This is a genomic window from Calyptranema fuscum S582, from assembly GCF_055793305.1.
Genome location: NZ_JBSLYH010000017.1, coordinates 66,242 through 86,660, shown reverse-complemented (window position 1 = coordinate 86,660; position 20,419 = coordinate 66,242). Strand labels below are relative to the sequence as shown.

The window sequence follows — 20,419 nt, the reverse complement described above, 5'->3', positions numbered from 1 at the left end:
CTACCTAAAAATAGATTTTGAGTCATATCTTTTTATAGACATTAATATTTAGAGAACAGCAGTGAAAGTTAACCAACTTTGCAAGACATCTAAATTATTAATCTTCAGTGTTCAATCCCAACTTGCGCTTAAGGATAAACCATCTCTCGCGCAGTTTCCAAAACTTGCTGCTTTGCATGGCTTCAATTCCGCTATTCAGCGATTTAATTGCATCCCGTGCGCGATTCAATCTACTCTTTACGTTCTTTAACCTGCCTTCAAGACGTTGATTACGTTCGAGCGATCGCTCAAGTTTTGTCTGGGTTTGATTAAGTTTTGTCAGCGTCTGCTGAAGTCGGCTATGAGTTTCCTGCAAGCCTTTCACAGACTGGATTAACTGTACTTGATAATCGTTTAAGACAGTTTGAGTTTGATGCAGTGCTTTTTGCAAGCTAACGATATCTTGCCCTTGCTTTTCGATGATCGCTAGTCGTGATGCTCGGTCGGCTTCAGATATTTGATAGAAGGCTTGCAGTTCTTGATGGGATGATTGCAACTGGTTTAGAGTATCTGTCTGATCCAGTAAAGCTTGTACCAATCGTCCCGAGGGAATTGACAATAGGCGATCGCAAATTTGCTCTTGAGTATGTTGCTCTAGAGGTTGTCGGCTAGCAACAAAGAACATGTCATAAGGAAATAGATTTTGTCTAAATTCTAGAAAAGGAAATCCTAACAGCTCGAAAAATTGCTGTATAGCTCTATGACTGAACAAATGTAAATGCTCAATCGATTTCATTTGTTCTAAAAAAATATCATTTTTCTCAACTAATTCTGAATAGCTCTTGCCTTCTTCATAGTTAGGTATTTGAACAATAAAAAATCCATCTGGCTTCAGGATAGAAGAACAGTATTTCATCGTAGCTACCGGATCAGGGAGATGCTCTAATACATCAAAAAGGACGATAGCATCCAGTGATTGTTCGACCAATTGTTGCTCTTCAACGGGTCCATGCAGCATAGGAATATCAAAAGTTTTGTGGGCGAAATTCACTACCCAAGAACTCATTTCCAATCCTGTTGCATCAAATCCAGCCCAACGCATTAATGCCACAAACCCACCGTGAGCACTCCCTAGTTCTAAAATGCTTGCCGGAGGTAGTTTATAGGTTAATAGTGTACGCAACCAGTGTAGACATCTTTCTGGTAAATCTTGACGTGAGCGTTGATAGATATCAGGAAAGCCATAATTCTCGGTTTGATGAGATAGCCAATATTCCTTTCCATAGAAATCTTTGTCGTCGTTTTTAACTTCGATTTCCTCGGCGTCCAAACCTGCTTGTGAAACTAATGTGCCACACTTTTTACAAAGTAAATACTCATCAGAAAAAAGATTAAGTTGGTCGTTGCCACACCAACAATTTCTATGTGCCATATATTTAATCGTTGCTAGCCAGCCCTAAAATCTTCTTAAACTTAAACCACACCGATCGCATCTTCCAAAATTTACTGGTTTGCATTGCAGCAATCATACCTTCCGCTTCTTGTTGCTTTATCTGGGTCGCTTCTAATTGAGATGTAGCTTGCTTAAATCGTTGCCGCAATGACTTTAACTCATCTTGGGCGGATTGAAACTCTGTCTGCATGGCTAGAAATTGAGAGGGATCAACCGTCGGAACAGCAACAGTATGCTGCAATTGGTGCTGAACTTTTCTAAACTCTGCCCATACTGGAGGTATTGGAGAATGCTGGTTGACTTGCTTGTGTTGTACAGTATCCAACAGGACGTTAGCCACAATATCTGCCATCTTAGACCAGGAGAATTTTTGAGCTTGCTGTAACCCAACTTCACCCAGTCGTTGACGCATCTCTGGATCTTGTACCTGTCTCAAGACACGGGCAAGTCCGTCGGCATCGGCAGGATGAACGTAAAGAGCAGCATCTCCACCAACCTCTGGAATAGAGGAATTATGGCAAGTGATTACAGGACAGCCACAGGCCATTGCTTCTGCCACAGGTAACCCAAATCCTTCATAAAGGGATGGATAGACTAGAGCGATCGCTCCTGAATAGGCTTGCCTCAACTCTTCATCATTGAGACGTAACAGATGGATAGTTACTGCTTCAGCCAGAACCTTGAGTTCCGATTCTAACTGCTCGTTTCCACCGATACACACTACATCTACGCCAGCCCGATTCTCAAGTTGCCCGAATGCTTTGAAGAATAATGCGGCATTTTTGTAACCATCCACGCCAACACGTTCACCTACTAGCAGAAAGTAGGGTTTGGTCAATTTAAACTTGGTCTTGAATTGCTGAATATCATCGGGTGTGGACGGGGAGAACAGGGGATCGATGCCACAATGCGCAACGGTAACGGACTCCTTTGGAATATGGGGAAAAAATCGTATCAAATCGCGGGCTGTACTTTCAGAGATGGTGATATATCGAGATGCATGGAGAATGCCAAATCGTTTTTCTTGCCAATCTGGAGTGCTCAAATCCATCTTGAGAACTTCTGGAATCATGTCGTAGCCCATGAATACTGATGGCGTAGATGTTGGCGTGGTGTAGTAGGTTGAAATGAACAGATCTGCGCCTTCCTCATCACAAACTGCTTGGAGAACTTCAGCATCCAGAGCAGTTTTACTGTAGTTATAAGGATGAATTGAGCGATAACGCACCCCCGGAATTTTAGGGGCAGTGCCAGCGCGATCCAAAACAACGACATGGCGGGCAAATCCAGTTTTGCTCCATTCCTCTAACACAGATGCCCAAACGCGAGCTATTCCAGTCTTGTTAATTTGGAAAAAGACCCCATCAATGACTACAACAGGGTATGGCTTGGCAGGACGTTGACTGATACGAGTGGTTGCCTGAGTAATAGCAACACCAAGCGTTTCAACCAATCGTTGCTCTGAAAAGGATTGGGCGATCGTTTGCCGTGCAGCTTCTCCGAGGCGACGGCATAACTCTTGATCTTGCCAGAGTTGGATAGTGTAATCTGCAAATTCCTGAGCATCTTGAGCAATCAAGCCATTAATGCCATGTTGAATGGGAGAGCTTTCTGCCAAATTTTTCAATACGATGACTGGCACTCCATGAGCCATGGCTTCTACGATTTTTATTTGTTGCCCTGTACCACCAATCAACGGACAAATAGCAAATCGGCTTTCGGCATAGAGAGGTGTCAGATCATGCACAAATCCCAACAGCTTGGTGTTAGGAATCGCCTTTAAATGTTGACAGCTTGAACCTACCACATTCAGATTGAATTCTGGGCACTGTTTGAGAACTAGTGGTAATACTTGTTTAGCGAAATAACAATAGCCCTGTAGGTTAAATGGATTTGGACCAATAGCCAACAGCGGATCGCTGGTGTATGTGTTATTGATCTGTACTGGATCAAACGCCATCGGGACATACTCGACAAACGTATGATGCGTATGGTGCTGCATCTCCTTGGCTTCAGTTGGAGAAATAGCAATGGTACAGTCGTATTGGTTATAAATCCAATACTCATCGGCTGTGGCATCTACATCAAACTGAGAGAAAAACTCTTCATCTACAAAAACAGAATCGATATCTTTAAGATGAATAGGCGTTTCGGGGGCATGTTGGTGTAGCGCATAGTTCATCTTGAGATTGCGACTGTAGAGGTCAATGGTATCAATCACCCTCAATGCTGACTGAAACTCTTGGGCAACCGCTAACCCGCCCCAAAGGGAGTAGTTGATCATCACTAGATCGGGGGCGATCGCCTGAAATGTCTGGCGAAAGCGATCGCGCAACCCCGGTGGAGCAAACATGGCAAAGTTTACTACCTGTCCAACCCGCTCTCCGGCATAGGCTGTGTAGTAATAGTCGAACTCTGTTGGTTGATGAAGCTCAACTGCAATGTCGAGCGTTTCTTGAAAGTATTGAACGCTGTCAGGTGTCCAGGGACTATCTGTAAATTGGGTGGAGCTCAGCAATGTCACCTTGTACCCAAGAGATTGCAACGCGCCCAACATCGAAAGGCACCGTCGATGGGCACCAGACTGAGCGGGATAAGGATTGTGTGGGAAGAAAACTAGGGCAGCTTTAGATGCTGCTATGGAACTACCTGTCATAGTTTTTGGGGCTCACTCCACACATCATCAATTCAGCAAATCAAGGCAAAGAGACAAATGGGATGCAACTCTATAGATAGTCCAATCCTGAATTGTACAGGAAGATGAATTCAATGAACTGTAATTCTTTTAGGATAGGTATCTTACCCGTTTGAGTGGGCGTTGTTATAGACTACATGGACACCCAAACTACAATACTATTTAATTCGGGATCGATAGTGATTTTTCATCACTCCACTTCACTATCGTCTGCTAGACCAAGCCGATGCTTCAATTGAAACCATAACTGCCTCAACTTCCAAAATTTGCTGCTTTCCATAGCTACAATCCTGTTTTGCGATCGCTCCAATTCCGAGCGCATGGTGCGGAGTTCAGCTTCAACTTTGCGTAGCTTAAGTTGCATCTCCTGGGCTTTGGCAGCATCTTCTGATTCTCCAATTTGAGCGACGTTCACAGATTCTGCTGTTGCCGGCTGTGCTACTGTCTCAGAATTGGCTATTGCCAATTCTGCCATTGCTTTCTGAGCATCTGTTTGTACTGGGAAGCGAGCTTTGTTATAGGGTTGTAGCCACCAACCATCACCTATGGGGCTAAACAGTTCAGCATTTGTTCGCTTAAAGAAAGCTGTTGTTTCAACAACTTCCAGCAGTTCAAACATGCTGTCTTCTTTCAAAAAGTTATATAAATTTCGGATAGTTGGAATATGAATATCATCAACAATTAACACACCATCTTCTGCCATCTGGGGGTAAAGATAATAATATTCCAGGTCTGGGAAAGGATAACCGTGAGGGCCATCAATTAAAGCCATCTGAATCTTATTGTCAAACTGATAAGGTGGCAGCGTTTTTTGAGATGGACCTTCAATGAACTCAACTACTTCTGACTTAAACAATGGATGAGCACGAACTGAATCAATACTTTTATTGCCTGCATCCAAAGCAAATACCTTGTGATCAAGACTAATCTGAGAAAAGACTAGAGTTGTCTTCCCAGATCCTGTTTCTACGGAATGCGCTACTTTTTTATCCCCAGCATACTTAACAATGGCATGAAGAACGCTGGGGTGCACTGTGCCAGCCAGATGCCAATCTTCAGGCAATTGACCAATCTCATCTATTATCTGTTTTAACGAACTAACTGATTGTGTCATGCTGATTCCTCTCTAACTCTTGAAAGCACTAGTTATCACATTTTGTCAGTCTTGTAAGTCTTTTACTCGTTATCGCTAGCTAGACCAATCCGTTGTTTAAATCGAAACCAACCCTGACGAATCTGCCAAAACTTACTGGTTTTCATGGCTTCAATCACAGACTCTGCCTGACTTAGCTCCTGTTTCAGCGTTTGCTCTCTGCGCTTTAATCGGTTGATATGCTGAGTTAATTGCTGAATTTTTTCTTCTAGTTCTGGCTGGTTTGATGATGGAGGAGTTCCTCGATGGAGCCCAAAACGCCCATGGGGATTGATGAGTATGTCTTGATATTTGCGAATTCGTTTTTGCAGCCAGGACACATCCTGGTATACATCTGCTTTGTTTTGAATCTCAAACATCTCTACCAGTGTTTTCTCCATATCACTTGACATACCGCCTGCATTATAAGACGCCACAGTTCGTGGGTAATAGCAAAGCTTAATGGAGCGATCGCCAATCAACCGAAGAAACCATTCATAATCTGACCCGATCTGATAGTTTTCGTTGAAATAGCCTAGCCTGGAGAACAAATCTGTCCTGGCAAAACTCGCCTGATGCAGCAAACAATCGCAAATTAAATGGTCAGGAATCCCGTCTGGCTCGGGAAACGTAATTAGCTGACTGTATACCCCAGATGGAGTATCGACTTGAAATAGCAGATTTCCGTATACAAAATCACATTCTGGATGTTCTGCAAGAAACTGCGCCATATCTTGAATGATGTGCTCATCTGCCAGAGAATCATCTGAGTTCAAAAAGTATATGAAATTACCGGAGGCCAAACGAATCCCTTTATTCATTGCCTCATAAACCCCAGCATCTGGCTCGCTGATAAATTTGCTAATTGAGCCATAGTATTGAGATATAATTGCTTTCGTTTTATCTTGAGAATCTCCATCAATCACGATGTATTCAATGTTTTGATACGTTTGTGAGACAACGCTTTTGATGGCTGCTTCAATGCAGAGTTCAGCGTTTCTACAGACCGTAATGATTGAGATTTTCATGATATAACCTTACTTTGATGCTCCTATGAGCTTATAGCTCTGTCGATTTCCCCTATAGTGCGAAACCGCTAAAGAATCAAGTCTCCATAGGATCATTACTACGAGGGTACAGTTTAACCGTAATATATTGACATCTTTTCATAGCACTTTATCATATGGAGGGAATTGACCTGACTTCTATCCTTCTCCTCCGGCAACAAATCTTCCGGCAACAAACAAGTTCAACTCTTTCTAGCTATTAATCCCCGATAGTTTTGTTTTTATAGATTTTCAGCATTAGAAAAATGTATCGAGTGAAGATTAAATGAGCGATAAATATTTATCAATTCAGCAGATTATTATGGACCGCCAAGCGCGGGCAGGCGAAGATGCTAGACGTCTAGAACATTTCGGTTATAAGGTTTTCTCTCAGGCAGATGAAGATGGAATTATTGAGGAAATTTTCAGGCGTATTGGCATAACAAACAGAGTGTTTGTTGAGTTTGGGGTGGAAATTGGGGAAGAAAATAATACACGCTATTTATTAGAGCAAGGATGGACTGGACTTTGGATAGAATCCTTCTCTTACTATGCCGCAGAAATTCGTCAACGTCGTAGTCAAGAAATAGCCACAGGACAATTGAAATTTATTGAAGAGAAGGTTACTGCTGAAAATATAAATCAACTGATTGAAAGTGCAGGTATTACTGGAGAAATTGATTTGCTGTCTGTTGACATTGACAGCAATGATTACTATGTTTACGAAGCTATTTCGGTAATTAATCCCAGAGTGCTATGTATTGAGCATAATCCTGCTTTTCCACCGCCTGAACATTACATTATGCCTTACAACACTGACTATCGATGGGATTATAAAGATGGGAGTTTTGGCGCTTCAATAAAATCATTAGAAGAGCTTTGTGATCGCAAAGGAATGGTGTTAGTTGGATGTGGTCTTTACTCACCCAATGGATTTTATGTGCGTAAGGATTTGGTCAATTCCGATTTGTTTTCTGAACCATTCTCATGTGAACGATTTTTTAATATTCCAGACATAGATAAGATTCTTGGGTTTCCACGAGATGAGATAAGATTTCATCAGGTTTCTGCTTATAGAGTTTTAACTCCATCTCAGGATTCTAAGATTGTTGATGATGTAAATTTACCACCTACTCCATCTGAGCCTTCTCCGGATGATGTAAATTTACCACCTACTCCACCTGATCCTTCCTCAGCAGACGTTCTGCTCAAACAACGACTCCAAAACACACAGGTTAAACTAAGCAAAGCTCAAGATGATGTTCAACAGCTTAAAGTAAAGGTACGAAAACTACGAGAACGTGTGAAAAAGTTTCAGTCTAAACACAGTCAATCTGAGGCATATATAGAAGCAATTAAAAGCAGTAAGTTTTGGAAGTTACGATCGCTCTGGTTTCGCATAAAGCGACTTGTAGGATTACCTGTCGAAGAATAGTTTTATGTAGAGCGATCGCATGAAAGTCTCTGTGATTACAGTTTGCAAAAACGCTGAAAAAACGATCGAACAAACGATTCAAAGTGTTCTTTCGCAAACTTATCCGGAGATTGAATATATTGTGGTTGATGGTGTTTCAGAAGATGGAACACAAGAGATTCTGAAAGCCTACAGCGATCGCATTTCTATCCTGATTAGTGAACCGGATGATGGTATTTATTCAGCGATGAATAAGGGCATCCGGTTAGCGACGGGTGCGTTTCTATATTTCCTCAATGCTGACGATTATGTGTTCGATCAAACTGTTATTGAAGATCTGGTTCAGTTTGTGATTGACCATCCAGGGTGTGAATTTGTTTATGGCGATCATGAAGCGCGTTTCTTCTCCGGTGATGCCTCCATTCACAAACCTGCTGCCCCGGAAGCCATGCTGGAAGAAATGGTGTGTTTGGGAGAATGTTTGATCCAACCGGCTAGTTTTTTTAAGGCGGATTTATTTACCCGAAAGGGATTGTTTGATGAACGCTATCGCATCGCATCTGATTATGAGTGGTTTTCTCGACTCATCCAGGATTCAACCATCTCATTACATTACTATCCTCGTACTCTCGTTTCCTATTCTCATGGCGGTGCTTCTAGCAATATTCGGGCATTGTTTGAAGAAGTTTTTGCCATTCAAAATTCTATTCCGCTCTATCAGCAAGAGGAATGGTTGAGCAAGCGTATAGCAAAGTTGCAACAGTCATTTATCGACAAATATGACTTACTAGAACGCACGAATCAACTGGCGATCGCCCGTTACCGCGACATCCTGGGGTTGGAAGCAAGAATTACCCAGTTTCGAGACGAAGTTGCCAGCCTTAAGGCAGACATAGAATCGCTACACCACGCTAAGTCAACCCTGGAAAGCAAGATTAAGGCAATGGAAACCAGCAAATTTTGGCAACTGCGATCGCTCTGGTTTCGAGTTAAGCGTCGATTGGGCTTACCTACTGATCCTGAAGATTAGTCAAATGCTCCTAACCATAACGAGAACTGGTTCTTCGCCAATAGCTAGCGGCTAACAGCTAACAGCTAACAGCCATAAGCCAACAGCTACGGGCTAACAGCCAACAGCTACGGGCTAACAGCCAACAGCCAACAGCCAACAGCCAACAGCTAACAGCCATAAGCTAATAGCCAACTGCCCAAGATTGCCTTAAGTTAAGGTTTGGTGGTAGAAACGACAAGACCCAATCCGCGTTAGTACAGGTACAAGCCCAACATGCCTTTTCCCGTTGAAGACCCTCAATGGCTCGAAGTTCGTACTTTTCTAGCCAAGTATGCCAAGCCGACTGCAACAATTCTGGCACCCAACGAATTTTTGGATTTCTTTCCTGGCAATTATCCCTACAACATCACCTACACCCTGCCTGCCCACGACTTCGATTTTGTCGTGTTGCACAAAGCCATGTTGGCGGAAATTGAGCCTGCGTTTGGGGCAGAGGTGATAGAACGGTTTTGGTTTATTTTCTTTAACGATGTCTTTGGTGTGTTTGCCAAACGGGCACCGGCGCGCATGACCTTGCTGGACAACGACGAGCAACTGCAACTATTTCGATCGCAGTTTCCTACTCCGGCATTGATGGCACCGACCCCTTCAGAGAGTTCCATCCTGCAAACCCATCGGGTTGTGGTAATCACCTGCGATCGCCCGGATGCGCTAGAGCGATCGCTCCCTCAGATCAAAGCTTTGGGTGTGCCGATCATTGTGGTAGATGCGGGGTCAACGCCTGAAAATAATGCACTGAATCAGCACATTGCCGATCGCCACCAGGTGACGCTGTTGAACGTTCCAGGCGATCGCGGTAAACCCAGTGCGATCAATATGGGCATCAGCTATTGGTTGGCAGATCCAAAGGCTAAGTGGATTTCGTGTTTAAGTGATGCTGTCGAAGTTCATCCCGACCTCTTCGTTACGTTAGCCCAGATCGGAGATGCACAAGATCGTCCTTTACTTTCGGGTCGAGATGCCGCTGAACATGCCGATTTTGGCACCACAGCGATCGCTGGTTATGAAGTGCGCCTGAAGCGATCGCTACCGGGAATTCATCTCCATGCCCATCGTGATTATTGGGCAGCCGTGTTACCCATTCCTACGCCAGAATTGAGCGATCGTGATCGCATCATTGGACGAGGGACAGAAGAAGACTGGTGGATTACAGCATGGTCGCCCCAATCAGTCGTCAAACAGGGAGGCTATGTGATTTGTGTACCTGGTTTGGTGCGAACATTTGAGGATGAGAAAGACGATACTATCTGGGGTGGCATTCGGGTGGCTGAGGTGGAACCTGATGCTCTACCCGTTCTTCAGTCGTTATCGGTGAGAGAACGTAGGAATAAAGCAGATGCAAGGCGATCGCCACAGCCTGATGATGCGGAACCAGAGCCTCCTAGCTTTTCCTTACCGGCAGATATAAGTTTGGCAGGTACCAAAGTTTTGGTTGATGGATATAACCTGCAACTGACCTCGGGTACGGGCATTAAAACCTACAGCACCAGCCTGATCCAGGGACTCAGCCACCTGGGAGCGAACGTAGATGTATTACTCAGCCGTAATGCTTCTAAGATCAACGAGATTTTGGATGAAGTCTTGTTTTTTGATAACCAGGTCAGAAATGGTAGTTTTTTGCTCGATCTGATCGATGTCACAAAGGGATTGATCAAAAATTCAGTTGGACCGCTCTATCAGGCAAAACGCCGGAAAAGTCGAACCGATTTTGTGGTGACGCAGGGCAAATATGGCGAAGATTTTATGCAATATGCTCAGTCGTTTAACCTGCCTCAGTGTTACGACGTCGCCAATATTTTGTATCGCAAATTGAATTTTGTTTCCAATTTTCATATCTCTGAAAAAGTCGATATCTGGCACGTCACCTATCCTCTACCAATCAAAATTCGTGGTTCTAAAAAAATTACCACGGTGCATGATTTGATTCCGTTGCGATTGCCCTACGCGACTCTCGATGACAAGGAAAATTTCTACTTCAAAATCCGCGATGCATTGAAAGAATCGGCTGTTACCATCACCGTTTCAGAGCATTCCAAAAAGGATTTATTGGAATTCTATGATGTCGATCCAGACAAGATTGTAGTCACCTATCAACCGATCGCCTTGCAGTATGAAGAACTCGATGATGTAGATGTAGAAGAGTTCCTCAAACGCTATGGCTTGGAGTATGGCAACTATATCTTATTTGTTGGGGCGATCGAACCCAAGAAAAATGTCGGACGCTTGCTCGATGCCTATGCCACCATGGACACCGATATGCCCCTGGTAATCGTCGGTAAAAAAGGATGGTTGTGGGAAGATGAACTTGCCAAAGTTAGCTATTTGTTTGACAAAGAATCGAAGAAAAAAGTCAAACTATTAGAGTACGTTCCGGTTAAGAGTCTTAAATATCTGTACCGGGGTGCCTATTTCCTGGTCTTCCCGTCGTTGTATGAAGGCTTTGGCTTACCTCCCCTAGAAGCCATGACCTTTGGCTGCCCCGTGATCACAACGCAAACGTCCAGTTTGCCAGAAGTTTGCCGCAATGCTGCCCTCTACGTCGATCCTTACGATGTTGTCGATATTCGCCAGAAAATGGAGACATTTATAGCAGATCCATATCTCAGAGATCGCTATGCTGAGATGGGCAAAGAGAATGCCGAATTTTTTAGCATGGAAAATTACCTCAAACGGCTTTATCAGGCATACAGTAAGGCACTGGAATAAGGGAATACATGACTGAGCATCTACAGAATTACGTCAACGGTGAGTGGAAATCTTCGACCTCGCCCGAGTTCCTCAATGTAGTCAATCCGGCAACTCATGAGGTATTGGCTTATGTGCCGTTGTCACTGACGAGTGAAGTGGATGAGGCAGCCCAAGCCGCAGCAGTGGCATTTCAACACTGGCGGCGATCGCCAGCCACCGAGCGTGTGCAGTATTTGTTTAAGCTAAAAACCTTATTGGAAGAACATTTTGAGGATCTGTCGCAGACAATCACGTTGGAATGTGGCAAGACGTTGGCAGAATCGCGGGGTGAAATTCAACGGGCGATCGAAAATGTTGAGGTTGCCTGTGGCATTCCCATTCTGATGCAGGGCTACAATTCCGAGGATATTGCCAGGGGTATTGATGAGTTTATGATCCGTCAACCTGTGGGAGTTGCTGCCGCGATCGCCCCCTTTAATTTTCCCGGAATGATCCCTTTCTGGTTTATGCCCTATGCGATCGCCTGCGGCAACACCTACATCGTCAAACCCTCCGAAAAAGTGCCGCTGACGATGCAAAAGGTGTTTCAGTTATTAGATAAAACTGGATTGCCGAAAGGGGTGGTGAATTTGGTGAATGGCTCGAAAGAAGCCGTTGATGCGATTCTCGACCATCCCATCATCCGTGCCATCAGTTTTGTCGGGTCCAGTCCGGTCGCCAAGTATGTTTATACCCGCGCTGCTGCCAATGGCAAACGGGTGCAATGTCAGGGCGGAGCCAAAAATCCCCTGATCATTCTGCCGGATGCCGATCTGGAGATGACCACCCGGATTACGATGGATAGCGCTTTTGGCTGTGCTGGACAGCGCTGTTTAGCAGCGTCTTTAGCCGTAACCGTGGGGCAAGCCAGGGAACCGTTTACAGAAGCGATCGCCGCTGCGGCTCAGGCTCGTGTCGTAGGGTTTGGGTTAGATGAAGGTGTGCAGATGGGACCCGTGATCAACCATCAAAGCCAGGAACGGATTGAACGGCTGATCCAACAAGGGATTGATGAAGGCGCTAATGCCATTGTTGATGGACGTCAACCCACGATTAAGGGATATGAGCAGGGCAGTTTTGTCCGACCAACGCTATTGCAAGATGTTCGACCCGATAGTGCGATCGCCCGCACGGAGATCTTCGGACCTGTGTTAGGGATGCTGCATGTCGAGACGATTGAAGCGGCGATCGCCCTCGTCAACAGCGGGCATTGGGGTAATATGGCGTGTCTATTTACCAACAATGGTGCCGCTGCCCGCAAATTTCGCTACGAAGCAGAGGCAGGGAATATTGGCATCAATATTGGCGTTGCTGCGCCGATGGCGTTTTTCCCGTTCAGTGGTTGGAAAGACAGTTTTTATGGCGATTTGCATGGACAAGGGCACCATGCGGTCGAATTTTTTACCCAAACTAAAGTGGTGGTTGAGCGATGGTTGCAAGATTGGTCAAGGCAGTTTTAGCATAATGCTGCTGCGATCGCTGAATGACTAACCATGAGTCCGATTGAATTTCCTTCGCCCGCCCAACTTATTGTCAACGAATTAGCGACGTTGATTACTCGATACAAGGGCGATCGCGAACGCCATAAACACATTGCCCTGTGGATGAAACTGTTAACGACTTTTCTGGCTGCTCTTACGACGATCCTGCTGGGCTGGGAAGGATCAAATTATCCCATCGTATTAAAAAATATTGCTCTTGTTTTTAGTACATCGATTACGGTTTTAACAGCTTACGAGGCTTTTTTTGAACCGCAACGATTGTGGATTAAAGAAACGATTGTTTTGGTTCAACTGAGAGATATCGAACGGGATTTGCAATATGAGTTATCGGTGAATCCTAACCTATCGGAATCGCAATTAAGAGACTATAAAGAGCGGATTAATCAAGTGCTCAAAACCAGTTTAGAAGAGTGGAAAAAAATTAAAGGAATCAATTAAGGATCATGTCAGGTTTGGGGTAGCGCGGCTCCGCCGCGCTACCCCAAACTACTACAGTTCTAGACTTAAGGTACGTTGGATGGTTTTATAACCCAGTTTTTCGTACAACAAACGGGCAGACACATTGCTTTCCCAAACCTGAAGTTCTATGTTTCTGGCTTGATGGTCGATCGCCCATTGTTGAGCGCGGTTCATCAGCAACCGTCCAATACCCTGCCCTCGATAGCGTTCGGTCACAATCAGCTCGTCAATAGAGGCGTAAGTGCGATCGCAAAAAATCGGATCATCTGGCTGAGTTGCTATCGAAACTAACAGTAAGCCCACAATTTTTTCGTCTAATTCTGCGATAAACAGCGTGATCCAGGGGTTGTTTACCACCTCATCAAACCAGGCTTGAGTCATAACTGGATCTGCCCGTTGAAAGCGATGAGGTAACAAAGCGGCATGAAATCGATTTGACTCAACTAAGATTTTGCCGACGGGTTCAGCATCTGACGCATGGGCAGACCGGATAACAATATCCATAGAGTGCGGTCCTATCAAGAGGATATAAGGGTTGCAAGGGTTTTATCCCTAGTAATGGCGCAGCCCTAGAACCCTCTCTGTTGGTCAGACAGGGTGCGTAGGATAGAGTCCCACACACCCCAGGTTGTCTAGTTTTAAGGGATGGGTATAGTGCGATGCGTTCAGAACCAGAATAATAATGGGTTGAACAGCGTTGCTCTGCGAAGCATATCTTTTCAACACACCTGTCCTTGCTCGATTGCATCACCCTATAAAACAGCAGAGAGGGATGAGTCTAAGAGCAGGTTTCAAGGTGGCGGGTAGGGAATGAGCCACGATCGGTATCGCCTAATCAAGAGATGCGTTGGATGGTAAAACCTGACGGTTCACCTGCAAACTCATCCCCAAATTAGCGACATCTAAACCTCTGCTTTTAGACAATGCTGAATCCTGGTATGAATATCAAAGCGCAGCCGAGGGGTTCACCTGGGTACTCATAGCCAAAACTAGCAACGCCACCTCTAAGGGTTTAGGGATTTGAGGCTGATCTTAGCCTTGCCCCCCCATGAATGGCGATCGCGCTCATACTTTCAATTGTGGTAGTAAATCGACCCTGTGCATCTACCTGGAGCATCTCATTCGCTTTTACACAACTCAGCCCATCGGCAGAGCGATCGCTGCGTACCACGTTGCAATAGGAACCCGCAGGCAACCGGGTGAGAAATGTATGGGTCAAAGGCTGATTCTCTCGGTTAATCACGATGAAGCCGCGATCGCCACGACCAAAGGCAATCTGGTTTTGACCATTGCTCCACCAGTCGGTAAGTTCAAACACGGGAGCTGTGTAGTTCCGAAACCCTACCATCGCCGCGATCGCTTGTCTGCGATGTTCACAGATCCATTCGTCAAAACAATAGACGCGTTCATCCCGATAAACCGGACGGGTACGCCCTGCGGCATCTGCCGGAGGACCCTGATCCGTATTAGAAAACGCATAACTCGACATCACCTGAGGATATCCATAGGGAAACGCCAGCATAAAAATAGTTGCCAGATCATAAAGTAAGCCACTCTGGTAGGTCAGATATGTGCCACCGCCCCCATGCCCCCGTTGCTTATCATGATTGTCGATAAAAACTACAGCCTTATCGCTCGGAGCCAACCCCCACGCTTCGCCCAGAGTTTGCAGTTGTGTGAGAGATGCCCCATCTACACCTAAAAACATTGTCCCGACCAACCTGCCATATTCAAACTCAATGACATCCCCGTTGCCGTAGTACTCTGTTTTTTTTACCGCTTCATTGCCCGGATCAATTACCTCTTGATAAATGTAAGGGGTTGACTGGCTCGTCTTCTCCAACAACTGCACAATAGCGCTCAGATCACCCGCATTAATGTGTTTTGCCGCATCAATCCGAAAGCCTTTTACTCCTATCTGCAAGAGTTCTGTTAAGTAATCCACAATGCGATGGCGAACATAAGCAGAATGAGTATCCAAATCGGGTAGACCCACCAGTTGGCAATGGGTCACGATCTCATGATTGTCATAGCTTGTAATCGCGTCCTGGCAAGCATGAAAATCTTTTGGGCTGTAGAGACCGGGATAGTGATATCGCAGGAAATGGGTTCCGGCACTGCCAACGCCTTCGGCTTCGGCTGCCATATGGTTAATCACGGCATCGGCGTAAATCTCTACACCAGCGGCATGGCACCGACTAATCATCTGAACCAATTGACGGCGATCGCCACTGCGGCTGATCAACTTGTAACTGACGGGCTGATAGCGTTGCCACCAGGGAAACCCCGCTTTGGGTAAGACCGCATGTTCATTCGGTGGTGAGATTTGCACCGCCGAAAAGCCCTGAGGTCCAAGAAAATTCTCACATTCCTGGGCAATGTCATCCCATGTCCATTCAAACAAATGCACAAAAGCAGTGCGGGGTAGAGGTGACGGTCGTGGCTGAACCAGGAAATGGGAGTGTTGCACTATTGTCCATACCGATGTGATCAGCAACACCCCAACCAGACCAATCAGGATCTTCCAGACAAAATTGATGCCACCTCGAAACGGGCTTAATTGCAATGGATGAAAACGGATGACTCCTTTACTCATGCTGATGATCTTTTAGGGCAACGTTTGAACGTAAAAACTAATCAAAATCATGAATCATCCTCGCAGAGTTTTGGAGCCTAACGCGATCGCCCGTGATTAATAATTTTGCCGTCATCATTCCACTCTAAAACGAGGCATTTATTCGGGATCACCATTTATTGCGGAACCCAATTTATGGTGGAACCCGATCAGTCCCTGTTCAGTCTAAATAACTAAAGGATCATATAGCGATCCTGAATTACTTGTGAGAGCGCCCACTCTTCAGGCGGGCGCTCTCACAACTGATCATTTTCACGAATCAAATGGGATCGTTATAGATGAATTAACCCGTCATTCTATTTGAGAGCGCGCTAATCAGGCGATCGCTCTCTTAACCAAAATTGGGGTTGATACACTCCTTAATCCTGGGGATTGGAAATTGAATAAACCTGAAGGCTTTTGTTTAACAACACAACATGACTGCGCTGTTAAAAAACTTCTGGATTTTACTTAAGTCGTAATGCTTCGATACGCTTACCTCGTTCAATTTACAAACTCTATTGAGAGGGGCTACGTTGGGTTTGAAAGTACACTTCAACCTATCCTCGTTAAATGAGAGATAAATTGTATAAGATAAGGGTGTAAAAAACTTAGATTTTCTAGCGCCACTACAGACTTTCTGAAGTATCCTGAATTATCTTAGAGCTATATATTTTTAGGGGGAATGGGAATGCGTCAACTCTCATTAATCGCACTGGCAAGCGTCATAGCCATTTGGGTTGGGGGATGCGCAACGGGTGGAGATACGACAGCCGAATCGCCTACCCCACCTGTAGCCCCTTCAGGGGTGCCCGTCCCGGCGGCTCCTCAAGCTCTGCCATCGACAGCACCCTCTCCCAATGGCAGCCCACCACCCGTTACCGTGGCAGGGAATTTGCCGCCCGATTTGATTAGCTCAACCGATCCAACACAGCGGCTCCAAGAAATTCAGAGAAACCGGAGCGACCCATTTTCGTTGGTTTCAACTAATCCCATTGTTCAGGTACGGGAAGACGCAAACCAACAACCGACGACGCTCACCCCTACTCCTCCTGAATCAACGGGTGAGTTAGCACCGATTCCAGAATTGGTACCCAGCACCCCTATGCCAATTTTGCCACCGCCACCCCCCCCCACCGATCTGGCGCGAGCTGTTAAGGTAACTGGTGTGGTTCAAATTGGCAGTGTCCCCTATGCCATTGTCAATGCACCCAACGAAGCCTCTAGCCGCTATGTCAGGGCTGGACAACTACTCTCTAACGGCGAAGTTTTAGTAAAACGGATCGAGGTGTATCAGGGCGCAGAACCTGTGGTTGTGTTTGAGCAAAATGGGGTTGAAGTTTCGCGAGCCGTCGGAGAAGGCGGCGCACCTCCTGTTTCGCCAGGTGCACCTCCTGCGGCTATGGCGATCGCTCCCGCGACTGAGGTTGCATTCCGCTAGGCAATCGTTCTCAACTGTAATGATTTTTAGCGTTGCTGATTTGATCTATGAAATTGGAGTGAGTGCCGCGCTTCGCGCGGTACTCACTCCAATTTCATAGCAGGATTCAGCAATGCCCGAATTTTGATGGCATGGTCGAAGAGTATGCCATCAAAAAATATGAACCTTCATCAGGAGCTGCGCTATGGCAACCTCTGCTTCTGCCCAGGCGAACCCATCGATTTTTGACTTCTCTCCTCAAATGGTTCAAGATGCCGAACTGCTTCAACAGTTTGGCTTTTTGCCAGGATTAAAAGAACTGCTCATGTTGCGTCAGGTTCATGCCTTAGAGCATGCAACGGTGTGGGTGCTTGATGAGCTGTCTCGGCAGGCAGGAGCATCATCGGCTTCTTCCCCTGGATTAGTTGGGGGCATGTCCACCGAGCACGGGTTTTACTTATATGGGCCGGTAAAACCGTCCGATTTAAAGAGAGCCGTCCATATTGCCCTAGACCGTCTGGTTGCCGGAGATTGGAATTTAGCCATTCATCCGCGCTGTGGTACGAACCTATCGGTTGCGATGCTGCTGACTGTGGGTTTAGCCATGGGGGTGCATTTGGTGCTTCCCAAAGGTCCCATCGAGCAATTTTTGGGTTTGGGATTAGCGGCTACGGCTGCTATGCAACTTGCTCCCGATGTGGGTAGCCTGGTGCAACGTCATGTCACCACTGCCATTCCGTTTAATCTGGCGATCGCAGAGATCCAAAACAACTTCGATGACAAAGGACGACCCGTGCATTTTGTCCAGGTTCGTTGGGTGAGCTGAAGGTTAAGGCTCGTTTTTGGAGAAGGCGACGGCTCTGCCGTCGCCTTCTCCAAAATTTGATCTGGGAGTTTAAGGGCGATCGCTTCAGTCCACTACATGACCCAGCAAATCTCGTATACAAACTTTGTTGACGGACTAGCAATAAAACTTAAGGATGATGACAAAAAAATACCCCATCAGAGTAGTACGCTGAAAGACAATTACCGTGTGAGCAGCACTCTTGCAGATATCTATTGAGTCTTTGACTCTCCCAATAGGGTGATTTGCCAGAGTCCTCGTTCAAGATTAATTATCTAAAGGGAAAATACTCATGGTTCAACGCGGTTCTACAGTCCGAATTCTCCGTAAAGAATCCTACTGGTATAAAGATGTCGGAACGGTTGCTTCTGTTGACCAGAGCGGCATTAAGTATCCTGTCATCGTTCGTTTTGACAACGTCAATTACAACGGCTTTAGCGGGTCTTCCGGTGGCGTTAACACCAACAACTTCTCTCTAGATGAAGTTGAAGAAGTTTCAGCACCCAAGGCTAAAAAATAACTATCCTGCTGAAGCAGACAGATTGATCCGATCTAATGGTTGAGTAGAGGCTGAGCATTGCTCAGCCTCTCCACTCATTACCTGTAATTGATGAAACGAAGCACTGTCCAGGGATTCTAGGGAATCAATGGCTTCTCATGGATTTCTCATGGAATTGTTGTTGACCCAGATCTCTACTCTGTGCTAGCTCATCCATCACAGGAAGTAGGTCTGTACATGGCATCATCAGCGATGTTTGCGGTAGAAGTTTGGTTTTGCCAGGTTTCTACACTCCCAAAGATCGGGTTTGGTGATCGACAGTCCTCAGGATCAAAAATTTAATAAAATCCAACCGTTTGTTTTTGGCAGGACGCCGATGTCGTACTGCCAAAAGCAAACGTTTAGCGTGAAAGAGGAGTTTTTCTATCAGAAAAACTCCTCTTTTTTATAGATTTTATAAATGGCGGTGTGCAAGTTTATTCAGTACAGAAACGGTGTTGTGAGGCGCTCCGCGCCCCACAACACCGTACTGCATCAATCCGCACAGCGCTATAAAGTCTTGAGTTGAGGCATGATGGGTTTAGCACCGTTTTTTTGAACCCTTGTGCCTGAACTGCCTGAAGTTGAAACTGTCCGTCGAGATCTTAATCAAGTGACGTTACACCAAGAAATTTTGGGTGGAGATGTCTTGCTAGATCGCACGATCGCTTACCCCATCTCTGGCTCAGAATTTTTAAATGGATTGCAAGGTCAGGCGATCGCCCAATGGCATCGACGCGGTAAATATTTATTAGCAGAATTACAAGATTCACGGATTGCTAGAGGCGCGATGAATCTCGTCTCCACAAACGATCGCGTCTCTACCGACGATTGCACCTCTACCGATAACCGCGTTCCTCAGTCCTTAGCGTCAGGATGGTTGGGGGTACATTTGCGCATGACCGGGCAATTGCTCTGGGTAGATCAGGATGAGCCGTTACAAAAACATTGTCGGGTCAGGTTATTTTTCCCAAATCACCGAGAGCTACGATTTGTAGATCAACGAACGTTTGGGCAAATGTGGTGGGTGCCGCCCAATCAAGCCCCAGAGACGGTAATGATTGCCCTGGCAAAGCTGGGACCAGAGCCACTGTCGGCTGATTTCTCGCTTGCCTATTTTTCTCAGCAGTTAAAAAAACGCGATCGCCCAATCAAAAATGCCTTGCTAGATCAATCATTGGTAGCCGGAATCGGCAACATTTACGCCGATGAAGCGTTGTTTCTCAGTAAAATTCATCCGACCGTCTTTTGCTCTGCCCTTCAGCCCAGTCGCATCAAACGCTTGCATACTGCCGTGATTCAGGTTCTGGAAGCGGCGATCGCCGCCAGAGGCACTACCTTTAGTGACTTTCGTGATGTCCAGGGCATTAATGGCAATTACGGTGGTGCAGCCCAGGTTTACAATCGCGAAGGCTCACCTTGTCTGGTGTGCGCTAACCCAATTCAACGTCTGAAGTTAGCAGGGCGATCCGCACATTTTTGCCCTCACTGTCAACGTTGAGAAGTCCCTCTTAATAGTTGCCA

15 protein-coding genes are annotated in these 20,419 nt (G+C 45.7%); 9 read left to right on the top strand and 6 right to left on the bottom strand.

What is annotated here, in order from left to right; all coding sequences use genetic code 11:
- Positions 1-97: 97 nt before the first annotated feature.
- The 4 genes from ACR6Z4_RS13600 to ACR6Z4_RS13585 form a co-directional block, all read right to left on the bottom strand.
- On the bottom strand, positions 98-1,411 hold the full coding sequence (locus tag ACR6Z4_RS13600; protein WP_479717824.1) for a methyltransferase domain-containing protein: 1,314 nt from the start codon (positions 1,409-1,411) through the stop codon (positions 98-100).
- A 4-nt stretch (positions 1,412-1,415) separates the two neighbouring features.
- Positions 1,416-4,088, bottom strand: coding sequence for a glycosyltransferase (locus tag ACR6Z4_RS13595; protein WP_479717823.1), 2,673 nt, complete (start codon positions 4,086-4,088; stop codon positions 1,416-1,418).
- Positions 4,089-4,317: 229 nt separating this feature from the next.
- Positions 4,318-5,241, bottom strand: coding sequence for a class I SAM-dependent methyltransferase (locus ACR6Z4_RS13590; protein WP_479717822.1), 924 nt, complete (start codon positions 5,239-5,241; stop codon positions 4,318-4,320).
- A gap of 62 nt (positions 5,242-5,303) precedes the next feature.
- Entirely contained in the window at positions 5,304-6,287 is a 984-nt protein-coding gene (locus ACR6Z4_RS13585) for a glycosyltransferase family 2 protein (protein ID WP_479717821.1), read from the bottom strand.
- Between the two features lie 304 nt (positions 6,288-6,591).
- Here ACR6Z4_RS13585 and ACR6Z4_RS13580 point away from each other — a divergent pair, with 304 nt between their 5' ends.
- The 5 genes from ACR6Z4_RS13580 (at position 6,592) to ACR6Z4_RS13560 (ending at position 13,458) form a co-directional block, all read left to right on the top strand.
- Positions 6,592-7,740 carry a hypothetical protein gene (locus ACR6Z4_RS13580; RefSeq protein ID WP_479717820.1) on the top strand — a complete coding sequence of 383 codons (1,149 nt, stop codon included), beginning with the start codon at positions 6,592-6,594 and terminating at the stop codon, positions 7,738-7,740.
- A gap of 19 nt (positions 7,741-7,759) precedes the next feature.
- Entirely contained in the window at positions 7,760-8,749 is a 990-nt protein-coding gene (locus ACR6Z4_RS13575) for a glycosyltransferase family 2 protein (RefSeq protein WP_479717819.1), read from the top strand.
- Between the two features lie 255 nt (positions 8,750-9,004).
- Complete coding sequence (locus tag ACR6Z4_RS13570) at positions 9,005-11,497, top strand: glycosyltransferase (protein WP_479717818.1); 2,493 nt, start codon at positions 9,005-9,007, stop codon at positions 11,495-11,497.
- A gap of 8 nt (positions 11,498-11,505) precedes the next feature.
- Positions 11,506-12,978 (top strand): CoA-acylating methylmalonate-semialdehyde dehydrogenase, encoded by a 1,473-nt coding sequence (locus ACR6Z4_RS13565; protein ID WP_479717817.1) that lies wholly within the window; start codon positions 11,506-11,508, stop codon positions 12,976-12,978.
- Between the two features lie 33 nt (positions 12,979-13,011).
- Complete coding sequence (locus ACR6Z4_RS13560) at positions 13,012-13,458, top strand: SLATT domain-containing protein (protein WP_479717816.1); 447 nt, start codon at positions 13,012-13,014, stop codon at positions 13,456-13,458.
- A 51-nt stretch (positions 13,459-13,509) separates the two neighbouring features.
- On the opposite strand, the gene ACR6Z4_RS13555 is transcribed toward ACR6Z4_RS13560, so the two are convergent.
- Together ACR6Z4_RS13555 and ACR6Z4_RS13550 are read right to left on the bottom strand one after the other, a co-directional pair.
- On the bottom strand, positions 13,510-13,983 hold the full coding sequence (locus tag ACR6Z4_RS13555) for a GNAT family N-acetyltransferase (protein WP_479717815.1): 474 nt from the start codon (positions 13,981-13,983) through the stop codon (positions 13,510-13,512).
- A gap of 508 nt (positions 13,984-14,491) precedes the next feature.
- Positions 14,492-16,075 (bottom strand): alpha-amylase, encoded by a 1,584-nt coding sequence (locus ACR6Z4_RS13550; protein ID WP_479717814.1) that lies wholly within the window; start codon positions 16,073-16,075, stop codon positions 14,492-14,494.
- A gap of 709 nt (positions 16,076-16,784) precedes the next feature.
- On the opposite strand from ACR6Z4_RS13550, the gene ACR6Z4_RS13545 reads away from it, so the two are divergent.
- The 4 genes from ACR6Z4_RS13545 to ACR6Z4_RS13530 all read left to right on the top strand — a co-directional run bounded on the left by ACR6Z4_RS13545 (position 16,785) and on the right by ACR6Z4_RS13530 (position 20,396).
- Complete coding sequence (locus ACR6Z4_RS13545; RefSeq protein WP_479717813.1) at positions 16,785-17,534, top strand: hypothetical protein; 750 nt, start codon at positions 16,785-16,787, stop codon at positions 17,532-17,534.
- A 184-nt stretch (positions 17,535-17,718) separates the two neighbouring features.
- Positions 17,719-18,339, top strand: a complete 621-nt coding sequence (locus tag ACR6Z4_RS13540; RefSeq protein WP_479717812.1) for a DUF6391 domain-containing protein — start codon at positions 17,719-17,721, stop codon at positions 18,337-18,339.
- 310 nt (positions 18,340-18,649) lie between these two features.
- The gene (locus tag ACR6Z4_RS13535) at positions 18,650-18,877 is read left to right on the top strand and encodes a photosystem I reaction center subunit IV (RefSeq protein WP_479717811.1); all 228 of its coding nucleotides are present in this window, start codon (positions 18,650-18,652) and stop codon (positions 18,875-18,877) included.
- 583 nt (positions 18,878-19,460) lie between these two features.
- On the top strand, positions 19,461-20,396 hold the full coding sequence (locus tag ACR6Z4_RS13530; protein WP_479717810.1) for a DNA-formamidopyrimidine glycosylase: 936 nt from the start codon (positions 19,461-19,463) through the stop codon (positions 20,394-20,396).
- Positions 20,397-20,419 lie beyond the last annotated feature (23 nt).

Coding starts and splice junctions, on each gene's coding strand:
- ACR6Z4_RS13600 (WP_479717824.1), bottom strand. CDS start 1,411: ATGGCACATAGAAATTGTTGGTGTGGCAACGACCAACTTAATCTTTTT.
- ACR6Z4_RS13595 (WP_479717823.1), bottom strand. CDS start 4,088: ATGACAGGTAGTTCCATAGCAGCATCTAAAGCTGCCCTAGTTTTCTTC.
- ACR6Z4_RS13590 (WP_479717822.1), bottom strand. CDS start 5,241: ATGACACAATCAGTTAGTTCGTTAAAACAGATAATAGATGAGATTGGT.
- ACR6Z4_RS13585 (WP_479717821.1), bottom strand. CDS start 6,287: ATGAAAATCTCAATCATTACGGTCTGTAGAAACGCTGAACTCTGCATT.
- ACR6Z4_RS13580 (WP_479717820.1), top strand. CDS start 6,592: ATGAGCGATAAATATTTATCAATTCAGCAGATTATTATGGACCGCCAA.
- ACR6Z4_RS13575 (WP_479717819.1), top strand. CDS start 7,760: ATGAAAGTCTCTGTGATTACAGTTTGCAAAAACGCTGAAAAAACGATC.
- ACR6Z4_RS13570 (WP_479717818.1), top strand. CDS start 9,005: ATGCCTTTTCCCGTTGAAGACCCTCAATGGCTCGAAGTTCGTACTTTT.
- ACR6Z4_RS13565 (WP_479717817.1), top strand. CDS start 11,506: ATGACTGAGCATCTACAGAATTACGTCAACGGTGAGTGGAAATCTTCG.
- ACR6Z4_RS13560 (WP_479717816.1), top strand. CDS start 13,012: ATGAGTCCGATTGAATTTCCTTCGCCCGCCCAACTTATTGTCAACGAA.
- ACR6Z4_RS13555 (WP_479717815.1), bottom strand. CDS start 13,983: ATGGATATTGTTATCCGGTCTGCCCATGCGTCAGATGCTGAACCCGTC.
- ACR6Z4_RS13550 (WP_479717814.1), bottom strand. CDS start 16,075: ATGAGTAAAGGAGTCATCCGTTTTCATCCATTGCAATTAAGCCCGTTT.
- ACR6Z4_RS13545 (WP_479717813.1), top strand. CDS start 16,785: ATGCGTCAACTCTCATTAATCGCACTGGCAAGCGTCATAGCCATTTGG.
- ACR6Z4_RS13540 (WP_479717812.1), top strand. CDS start 17,719: ATGGCAACCTCTGCTTCTGCCCAGGCGAACCCATCGATTTTTGACTTC.
- ACR6Z4_RS13535 (WP_479717811.1), top strand. CDS start 18,650: ATGGTTCAACGCGGTTCTACAGTCCGAATTCTCCGTAAAGAATCCTAC.